The organism is Meridianimarinicoccus zhengii (assembly GCF_003254465.1).
In the GTDB taxonomy this organism is placed as follows: domain Bacteria; phylum Pseudomonadota; class Alphaproteobacteria; order Rhodobacterales; family Rhodobacteraceae; genus Meridianimarinicoccus; species Meridianimarinicoccus zhengii.
In genome coordinates, this window is sequence record NZ_QDFI01000054.1 from 20,514 (window position 1) to 29,953 (window position 9,440).

The following is a 9,440-nucleotide window of genomic DNA, read 5'->3' on the forward strand; positions in this document are numbered from 1 at the left end:
CGCAACGGATCAGTCGGCGGCGAAGGCGCGCGCGATTTCGTCCTCGCCCATCGTGTCGAAATCGGCGGGGGCGTCCACCTGCCCGGCCAGGAACCCAAGCCGGCGCGGCGGGGCGTCCTCGATCACCGTGACCTTCACCAGCGGCTTGCCCGCCCGTGCGATCACGAAGGGCTCGCCCTTCACCGCGCCGTCGATCAGGCGCGACAGGTGGGTCTTGGCCTCGTGGATGTTGACGGTCTTCATGGGTGGCCCCAGACTTGGTCCACCCAACTTAGTCCAACCCACGCCCACCCGCAAGGGTCACCCCAGCGCCAGTTCCCGGCAGCCGGTGGCCAGCAGATGGGTCACATGGGGCGCGAAGGACCGCCAGACATCCATGCGGAAGGCATCGCGCCCGTCGCGCCACAGGATCACCGTCGCCCCGTCGAACACCGTGCGCCGCCCTTCGCCCACGGCGATGCTGTCTGGGTCGCGCGGGCAGCCCAGCGTCAGCAATTCCGCCGCTTGCGGCCCCGTTATGGCATAGGACAGCTCCCGATCGGACACCTCCACCAGCGCATGGGGTGCCGCCACACCGGCGCAGGCATTGATGATCGCCGCCGCATCGCCCTCGGGCGCGTGGATCATCCACTCGTCGGGGCCAAGGCACAGCACGTCCCGCGCACCCGCCTGCGCCCGCGCGCCCACGCGGGCGAGCAGCTCCACCCCCAGCGCCGCCGACAACGCGGCAACGGCATCGCCGCGCCCCCGCAGGGAAAACCGCGCCACCGGCGACAGCGCGGTAACCGTGGCAGCCCGGCTGGCCGCAATCGTGTCGATGGACATATCCTTCATCGCGCGTCCTTACAGCTTCAGGCGGTCGCCCGCCGGGTCGTGGAACTGGGTGTCGGTGATCTTTGCCGCGATCACCCGGTCGGGCATCGGCACATAGACCGTCTCGCCCATCCGGTCATGCCCGCCTTCCACCAGTGCCATGGCAATGGGTCGACCCACCGCCGCACTGGCATAGGACGAGGTCACATGCCCCACCATCTTCATGGGCTTGGGCTGCTTGGGGTCGAGCACGATCTGCGCGCCCTCCTCCAGCCGCGAGCGGTCCTCGGTCAGCAGCCCCACCAACTGCTTGCGCCCCGGTGCCACCAGATCGGGCCGTTCCAGCCCGCGCTTGCCGATGAAATCGGGCTTGGCCTTGCCGATGGCCCAGCCGAGCCCCGCGTCGTGGGGCGTCACCGTCCCGTCCGTGTCCTGCCCGACGATGATATACCCCTTCTCGGCCCGCAAAACGTGCATGGTTTCGGTGCCATAGGGCGTGATCCCGTGATCCGCGCCCGCATCCATCAGCGTCTCCCACACCGCCAGACCGTGGCGGGCGGGCACGTTGATTTCGAACCCGACCTCGCCGGTGAAGCTGACGCGGAACAGCCGCGCGGGCACGCCGGCGACGGTACAGGCCGCCACGGACATGTGCGGAAACGCCCCTGCCGAAATATCCAGCCCCCCGACCAGCGGCGCCAGCACGTCGCGCGTCATAGGCCCGTTCAGCGCCAGAACCGCCCAGTGCTCGGTCGTGGAGGTCAGCCACACGTCCAGATCCGGCCACTCGGTCTGAAGGTAATCCTCCATCATGTTCAGTACCCGCGCGGCCCCGCCCGTCGTGGTGGTGACATGGAACCGGTCGTCCGCCAGCCGCCCGATCACCCCGTCGTCGCGGATGAACCCGTCATCGCCGAGCAGCAACCCATAGCGGCAGCGCCCCGGTTGCAGCTTCGTCCACGGGTTCGTGTAGACCCGGTTCATGAATTCCACGGCGTCCGGTCCCGCCACCTCGATCTTGCCGAGGGTGGAGGCGTCGAACAGCCCCACGCCGTTCCGCACGGCGGCACATTCCCGCGCCACCGCCGCGTCCATCCCCTCGCGCCCGCGCGGGAAATACCGCGCACGCCGCCAATGGCCCACGGGCTCGAATACCGCGCCCTGCGCTTCGGCCCAGCCGTCGATGGGCGTCTTGCGCGTCACCTCGAAATGGCCACCCCGGTGATAGCCCGCGAAGACCCCGAAGGTCGTCGGGGTATAAGGCGGGCGAAAGGTCGTCAGCCCCACCTGCGGCGGCGCCTTTCCCAGCGCGTCGGCGGCGATCATCAACCCGTTGATGTTGCTCATCTTGCCCTGGTCGGTGGCCATGCCGTTGGTGGTGTAGCGCTTGACATGCTCGATCGACCGCATGCCCTCCTTCACGGCCAGCCGCAGGTCCTTGGCGGTCACGTCGTTCTGGTAATCGACGAAGGCGCGCGCCCGGCTTGCGTTGCGGTCGGTCGGCAGTTCGGCCATGGCGATTCCGCCGCCGGTGCGGTCGTTCTCCACCGCTGGAACCGTGCCCGGCTGCGCCTGCGCGGCGGCGGCGCCCATGGCCGCGCCATCCGCGAGCGCGTCCGCGATCCCCCACAGGCCACGGCCCGCACCCGCGATCCGGCAATCCTCCAGCGTCCGGTCGGGCAGAAAGGTTCGGCCATCCGCGTCCCAACGCAGCGACCCCTTGGTGTGCGAAAACAGATGCAGCGACGGCGTCCAGCCCCCGCACATCAGCAGCGCGTCGCAATCGATCTGCCGGGGCGCGCCAAGGCCCCCGCCATCCTTCAGGCGGTTCACCCGGACGGATGTCACCCGCAAACGGCCACTGGTGCCCGTCACCGTGTGCCCCGTCAGCACGGTGATCCCGCGCGCCTTCGCGCCGTCGCGCAAGTTCTCGGACACCTCGGGCCGCAGATCGACGATGGCCGCAACCTTGCTGCCCGCATCGGCCAGATCGAACGCCGCGAACCACGCGCTGTCATGCACCGTGACGACCGCCACACGGTCGCCCACCCGCACGCCGAAGCGGTTCAGATATGTCTGTGCCGCGCCCGCCAGCATCACGCCGGGCCGGTCGTTGCCGTCGAACACCAGCGGCTTTTCCAGCGCGCCCTGCGCCAGCACCACCTGCCCCGCGCGCACCCGCCACATGCGTTCGCGCGGCAGCGCCGGGTCCGGGTCGGCCAGATGATCCGTCAGCCGCTGGCACAGCGCCACGAAATTCTGGTGGTAATACCCGATGGCCGTGGTGCGCGGCAGCACCCGCACGCCAAGGCGCTCCAGCGCCGCCAGTTCAGCCGCCAGCCAGTCCCAAGCAGGCTTGCCGCCGATCCGCACACTTGGTTCCGACAGCAGGCTCCCGCCCGCCTCGGCCTGCTCGTCCACCAGCACGACGCGCTGCCCGGCCTCTGCCGCCGCGCGCGCCGCGGCCAGCCCCGCAGGCCCCGCGCCCACGACCAGAACGTCGGTGTGCAGGTAGCGCCCGGCATAGTGGTCGGGGTCTTCCCGGTCGGGCGCCACGCCCAAGCCTGCCGCCGCCCGGATCACCGGTTCATAGACCCGGTCCCAGAACGACCGGGGCCACATGAAGGTCTTGTAATAGAACCCGGCCGAAAACAGCATGTAGGCGGCGTCGTTCACCGCGCCCACGTCGAATTTCAGGCTGGGATACTTGTTCTGGCTGACCGTCCGGAGACCGCTGTAGATCTCCTGCATGGTCGCGCGTGTGTTCGGCTCGGCCCGCGCCCGGCTGCGCCGCGTGCCGATCAGCGCGTTCGGCTCGTCCGACCCGGCCGACACCGGCCCGCGCGGGCGGTGATACTTGAACGACCGCCCCATCAGGTGCACCCCGTGCGACAGCAGCGCCGAGGCGACGGTATCCCCCGCCAGCCCCGCGTAATGCACCCCGTCGAAACGGAACTTCACGGGTGCTTCGTGGTCCACCCGGCCCATGCCGGGCACGCGAAAGCGGCTCATGCGTCATCCCCCATCAGGGTCGTCAGGTCGGGGCGCGGCGCCCCCGCCGGATAGGTGGTCAGAAACCGGTCGCTGACGGTATCGCGCACCGCGTTGAAGAAGCGCCCGCAGCCGTGGATATGCCGCCAGCGTTCAAAATGCGGCCCCTTCACGTTGGTGCGGATGAACAGGAACGCCTCCCATTCCGCATCGCTGACCGCGGACGGGTCGGCGGGCCGGGCGACATGGGCTTCCCCCGCATAGGCGAATTCCATCTCCGGCAACGTCTCGTCGCAACAGGGGCAATGGATCAGCAGCATCGGTCTTCCCCCTCAGTGCGCGACAGCGGCGGCCGCCGCCTCGTCGATCAACCGCCCCGTGGCGAATCGCTCCAGCGTGAAGGGCGCGTTGATCGGGTGCGGCTCGTCCTTCGCCACCGTGTGCGCCAGCACATGCGCCGCACCCGGCGTCGCCTTGAACCCGCCCGTGCCCCAGCCGCAGTTCACATACAGCCCCGGCACCGGCGTCTTGCCCAGAATGGCCGAGCGGTCCGGCGTCACGTCCACGATCCCGCCCCATTTGCGCAGCATCCGCATCCGGTTGAAGACCGGGAAGACCTCGCAGATCGCCGCCACCGTGTGCTCGATCAGCGGCAGCCCGCCGCGCTGGGAATAGCTGGTGTACTGGTCCGTGCCCGACCCGATCACCAGCTCGCCCTTGTCGGACTGGCTGATATAGGCATGCACCGTGTTCGACATCACCACACAGGGAAAGCAGGGCTTCACCGGCTCCGACACCAGCGCCTGCAACGGGTAGCTTTCCAGCGGCATCCGCACGCCCGCGCTGTCCATCAGCACGCTCGTATGCCCCGCCGCCGACACCGCGACCTTCTTCGCCTTGATGAACCCCTTGGCGGTATCCACCCCCTGCACGGCCCCGTCCGGCCCGCGCCGGATCGCGATCACCGGGCAGTTCTGGATGATGTCCACGCCCCGCGCCGCGGCCCCGCGCGCATAGCCCCACGCCACCGCGTCGTGCCGCGCCGTGCCCGCGCGCATCTGCAGCGCCGCCCCCATCACCGGATAGCGCGCGCCCGGATCGATGTTCAGCGGCGGGCAGAACGCCTTGGCCTCGGCGGGCGTCAGCCAGCGGTTGTCGACGCCGTTCAGCCGGTTGGCATGGATATGGCGCTTGAAGGACTGCACGTCATGCACCGTATGCGCCAGCATCATGACACCCCGGCGCGAGAACATGACGTTGTAGTTCAGCTCCTGGCTCAGCCCCTCCCACAGGTCCAGCGCATGGTCGTAAAGCCGCGCGCTTTCGTCATACAGATAGTTCGACCGGATGATCGTCGTGTTGCGCCCGGTGTTCCCGCCGCCCAGCCAGCCCTTGTCGATCACCGCCACGTTGGTGATCCCGTGTTCCTTGGCAAGGTAATAGGCAGCACCCAGCCCGTGCCCGCCCGCGCCCACGATCACCACGTCGTATTCGGCCTTGGGCTGGCTGTCGGGCCACTGTTCCGTCCAGTCCTTGTTGCCGGTCAGGGCATTGCGCAAGAGCGAGAGCGCGGAAAATCTGGTCATGGGCGACACCACCTGTTGAACGGGACCGCGCTACCATGCCTGCGCCGCGCGACAGGGAATGATTGCGCCGCCTGCACCGCGCTTTGCGACATGCCCGGCGCGCCATGGCCCGGCCCGCGCGCAATTGCATCGACCCCCCGGCTCGGCTATCCGGAACGCCTGTCTCACGAGGGGCCGCCATGACCGCCGAACTCCTGCCACCGATCGGCGCGCTCGCGGCCAACGCGATCCTCGCGGGGCTGCCGGCCGCGCTTCTGGGTGCGGGTGGCGGCATCGTACCCGTGCTGCTCTGGATTCTCCCGGTCGTCGATTTCCCGCCCGAGATCACCATGCACATGGCGGTCGGCACCGCCGCCGCCTTCGGCTTCGTGATCGCGGGCTGGGGCGTGCCCGGCCGCCCGCCGCTGTCGCTCGGCTATGTCGACCTCGCCGCCGCCGCGGTCATCCTGCCGTTTTGCACCGCCGCCGCCGCCCATGGCGCGCGGCTGGCCAATTGGGTGAACCCGATCTGGATTCGCCGCGTCCTTGAGGTATTCCTGTTCATCACCGCGATCCGCATGCTCGCCAGCGTCTGGACCTGACCATGACCGCACCCGCCACCCTGCCCGTCAAGGACCGTTTCGACCTGCCCGCAGGCGTCACCTATCTCGACGGCAACTCGCTGGGCCCCCTGCCCCGCACCGCCGCCAACCGCGCCGCACGGGTCATCACCGCCGAATGGGGGCAGGAGCTGATCCGCGCGTGGAACAGCGCCGACTGGATCGGCCTGCCCCAGCGCGTGGGGGACCGCATCGCGCGGATCATCGGCGCGCAGCCCGGATCGGTCGCCACCGGCGATACCCTGTCGATCAAGGTCTACCAGGCGCTCGCCGCCGCCCTCGCGCTGCGCCCCGACCGCCGCGTGATCCTGTCCGACAGCGGCAATTTCCCCACCGATCTCTACATGGCGCAGGGGCTGATCCGCACGCACGATCGCGGCCACCGCATCGAGACCCCCGCCCCCGAAGACGTCACGGACGCCATTGACGAAAGCGTCGCCGCGGTGATGCTGACGCAGGTGGATTACCGCACCGGGCGGATGCACGACATGGCCGCCATCACCCGCCGCGCCCACGAAGCCGGGGCCGTCATGATCTGGGACCTCGCGCACAGCGCAGGCGCCATGCCGCTCGACATCGCGGGCGCCGCGCCGGAATTCGCCGTGGGCTGCACCTACAAGTTCCTCAATGGCGGGCCGGGCGCGCCCGCCTTCATCCACGTCCGCCCGGACCTTGCGGACGGGATTGACCCGGCGCTCGCAGGCTGGATGGGGCACGCCGCACCCTTCGCCATGGACCCGGAGTATCGCCCCGCGCCAGCGACCGAACGGATGCGCGTGGGCACGCCGCCGATCCTGCAACTCGCCGTGCTCGACGCGGCCCTCGACGCGTGGGACGGCGTGGACATGGGCGCGCTGCGCGCGGCATCCCTCGCGCTCGGCGACCGGCTGATCGACGGGGTGCTGGCGCGCTGCCCCGACCTGACGCTCGCGACGCCGCGGGAACCGGCATCGCGCGGAAGCCAGGTGTCGTTCCGCTTCGCCCATGGCTATGCCGCAATCCAGGCGCTGATCGACCGAGGCGTGATCGGCGATTTCCGCGCGCCCGACATCATGCGCTTCGGGATCACGCCGCTCTATCTCGACGCGGGCGATATCGACCGCGCCGTGGACATCATCGCCGAGGTGATGGCGACGCGGGCCTGGGACGTTCCGCGCTACCAGACCCGCGCCCGCGTGACCTGAGCGGCCCCGTGTTCGACCGCCTCACCCCCGATGCGCCCGACGCCATTCTCGCGCTGATGCAGGCGTTCCGGGACGATCCGCGCGCCGACAAGATCGATCTCGGCGTGGGCGTGTTCCGCGATGCGACGGGGCAGACACCGGTCATGGCCGCCGTCCGCGCGGCCGAGGCGCGGCTGGCGGCAACCCAGTCCACCAAGACCTACACCAGCTTCACCGGTACGCCCGAATTCGGGCAGGCGATGGCGCGGCTGGTGCTCGACGGCGCTGTGGCGGGCGACCGGCTGGCGGTGGCCGCGACCACCGGCGGGACCGGCGCGCTGCGCATGGCCTTCGACCTGGTGCGCGGGCTGGCGCCGCACGCAACGGTCTGGCTGCCGGAACAGGGCTGGCCGAACCACGCCGCGATCCTGCGCCATCTCGGGATGCCGATGCGGAGCTACGCCCATGCCGCCCCCGACGGCACGCTCGCCTTCGACCGGATGATGGCCGATCTCGGGCAGGCGGCGGCGGGCGACGTGGTGGTGCTGCACGGCTGCTGCCACAACCCCACGGGCATCGACCCGGACCTGGCGCAATGGGCGGCCATCGCGGCGCTGTGCGCCGCGCGCGGGCTTCTGCCGCTGGTGGACCTCGCCTATCTCGGCTTCGGCGACGGGATCGCCGCCGACGCGGCGGGCCTGCGCCATCTCGCCCGCACCTGCCCCGAGACGCTGGTGGCCGTCTCCGCCTCCAAGTCCTTCGGGGTCTACCGCGACCGCGTGGGCGCACTGATCGCCATCGCCTCCGGGCCAGCCCCGGCGCGCGCGCTGCGCGACCGGCTCGCGACGCTCAACCGCATGGTCTGTTCCTTTCCGCCCGATCACGGCGCACGGGTGGTGCAGACCGTGCTCGACGATCCCGCGCTGCACGCGGACTGGGCGGCGGAGCTGGACGCCATGCGCCGCCGCATCGCCGATTTGCGCCACGCGCTCGCCGCCGCGCTGGCCGCCGCCACGGCGCCCGATCCAGGCATCACCGCCATCGCGCGCCAGCGCGGCATGTTCTCCCGCCTTCCGCTGTCGCCCGACCGGATGGACCGCCTGCGCAGCGACCATGCCGTCTATGCCACCCGCGACGGGCGCATCAACATCGCGGGCCTGACCGACGCGACGGTCCCCCTGCTCGCCGCCCGCATCGGCGCAGTCACCCGCGCCTGACCCAAGGGGCAGACGCCACGGCGCGCGCACCGCGTCCCGCATGACCGGTCAAAAATACACGTCAATACGCCCGCCGCGTGTCGAACAGGCTCACGGGCGTGCGCAGCAGGATCGCGATATCGAGCCAGATCGACCAGTTCTCGATGTAGAACAGATCGTGCGCGAACCGCGCGCGCAGGCTTTCGGGGTCGTCCACCTCCCCCCGCCAGCCGTTCACCTGCGCCCAGCCCGTGATCCCCGGTGGCAGCCGGTGGCGCGCCGAATAGCCGTCCACGATCCGGTCGAACGCTTCGGCCCGCGACGACCGCGCCGCCACCGCATGCGGCCGCGGCCCGACCAGCGACAGCGACCCGCCCAGCACGTTGAACAGTTGCGGCAGCTCGTCGAGCGAGGTCTTCCGCAGCACCCGCCCAACCCGCGTCACCCGCGGGTCGCCCTTCACCACGACCCGCTCCGCCCGCGCATCCGTCGCCGCGGCGTACATCGACCGGAACTTCCACACCCGCACGGGCCGGTCGTTGAACCCGTGCCGCTCCTGCCGGAAGAACACCGGCCCCGGGCTGTCCAGCTTCACCGCCAGCGCCGCCAGCGCCATCACCGGCGCCAACAGCACCAGCAGAAGCGACCCCACCACCAGGTCGAAGCCCCGCTTCACCACCCGCCGCTCGGGCCGGAAGCTCGCGGGCAACAGCGCGCTCAGCCCGTCGGGGCCCTCGCGGAAGCTGAAATCCCGGCTGAACGCGGACAGGTGAACCGGCACCGGCAGCACGCGCAACAGCCCGAGGATATGCCCGATCCGCGCCTCCGCCGTGGGCGGCAGGGTCACGATGATGAGATCCACCTCCGCTTCGCGGCAGAACGCCACGAGGTCCCCGATCCGTCCGATCTTCGGCACGTCGAGCACGACATCCGGCGCCCGCTCCCCGCCGCGGTCGTCGAAGATCGCGCAGATCCGAATGTCCGCGCCCGGATGTCCCGCCAGCCCGCGGATCAGCCGCTGCGCGCCCGGCCCGCCGCCCACCAGCACCGCGCGGCGCTCCGTCAGGCCCTGCGCGACCACCCAGCCCGCCA

The 9,440-nt window shown here is 70.5% G+C and carries 9 protein-coding genes; 3 read left to right on the forward strand and 6 right to left on the reverse strand.

Annotated elements, in window-relative coordinates; all coding sequences use genetic code 11:
- Positions 1 to 9: 9 nt before the first annotated feature.
- The 5 genes from DDE13_RS15845 to DDE13_RS15865 are packed head-to-tail and all read right to left on the reverse strand — an operon-like array spanning position 10 to position 5,390.
- Positions 10 to 243, reverse strand: coding sequence for a type II toxin-antitoxin system Phd/YefM family antitoxin (locus DDE13_RS15845; RefSeq protein ID WP_111405255.1), 234 nt, complete (start codon positions 241 to 243; stop codon positions 10 to 12).
- A gap of 57 nt (positions 244 to 300) precedes the next feature.
- Complete coding sequence (locus DDE13_RS15850; protein WP_222626120.1) at positions 301 to 834, reverse strand: sarcosine oxidase subunit gamma; 534 nt, start codon at positions 832 to 834, stop codon at positions 301 to 303.
- A 9-nt stretch (positions 835 to 843) separates the two neighbouring features.
- Complete coding sequence (locus tag DDE13_RS15855) at positions 844 to 3,825, reverse strand: sarcosine oxidase subunit alpha (RefSeq protein ID WP_111405256.1); 2,982 nt, start codon at positions 3,823 to 3,825, stop codon at positions 844 to 846.
- Complete coding sequence (locus DDE13_RS15860) at positions 3,822 to 4,124, reverse strand: sarcosine oxidase subunit delta (RefSeq protein ID WP_111405257.1); 303 nt, start codon at positions 4,122 to 4,124, stop codon at positions 3,822 to 3,824. The genes DDE13_RS15855 and DDE13_RS15860 overlap by 4 nt, the downstream gene beginning before the upstream one ends.
- A gap of 12 nt (positions 4,125 to 4,136) precedes the next feature.
- On the reverse strand, positions 4,137 to 5,390 hold the full coding sequence (locus DDE13_RS15865; protein WP_111405258.1) for a sarcosine oxidase subunit beta family protein: 1,254 nt from the start codon (positions 5,388 to 5,390) through the stop codon (positions 4,137 to 4,139).
- 179 nt (positions 5,391 to 5,569) lie between these two features.
- Between DDE13_RS15865 and DDE13_RS15870 the strand changes: the two genes are divergently transcribed.
- Genes DDE13_RS15870 through DDE13_RS15880 form a run of 3 tightly spaced genes read left to right on the forward strand, consistent with a single transcriptional unit; the run spans position 5,570 to position 8,369 of the window.
- Positions 5,570 to 5,971, forward strand: coding sequence for a TSUP family transporter (locus tag DDE13_RS15870; protein ID WP_162631049.1), 402 nt, complete (start codon positions 5,570 to 5,572; stop codon positions 5,969 to 5,971).
- A 2-nt stretch (positions 5,972 to 5,973) separates the two neighbouring features.
- A complete protein-coding gene (gene kynU, locus DDE13_RS15875; protein ID WP_111405260.1) occupies positions 5,974 to 7,173 on the forward strand; it encodes a kynureninase in 1,200 nt (399 codons plus the stop codon).
- A gap of 8 nt (positions 7,174 to 7,181) precedes the next feature.
- Positions 7,182 to 8,369, forward strand: coding sequence for an amino acid aminotransferase (locus DDE13_RS15880; protein ID WP_111405261.1), 1,188 nt, complete (start codon positions 7,182 to 7,184; stop codon positions 8,367 to 8,369).
- Between the two features lie 61 nt (positions 8,370 to 8,430).
- Here DDE13_RS15880 and DDE13_RS15885 read toward each other — a convergent pair.
- Positions 8,431 to 9,440: exopolysaccharide biosynthesis polyprenyl glycosylphosphotransferase (locus tag DDE13_RS15885; RefSeq protein ID WP_111405266.1), on the reverse strand; the 1,010-nt coding region annotated here is incomplete at its 5' end.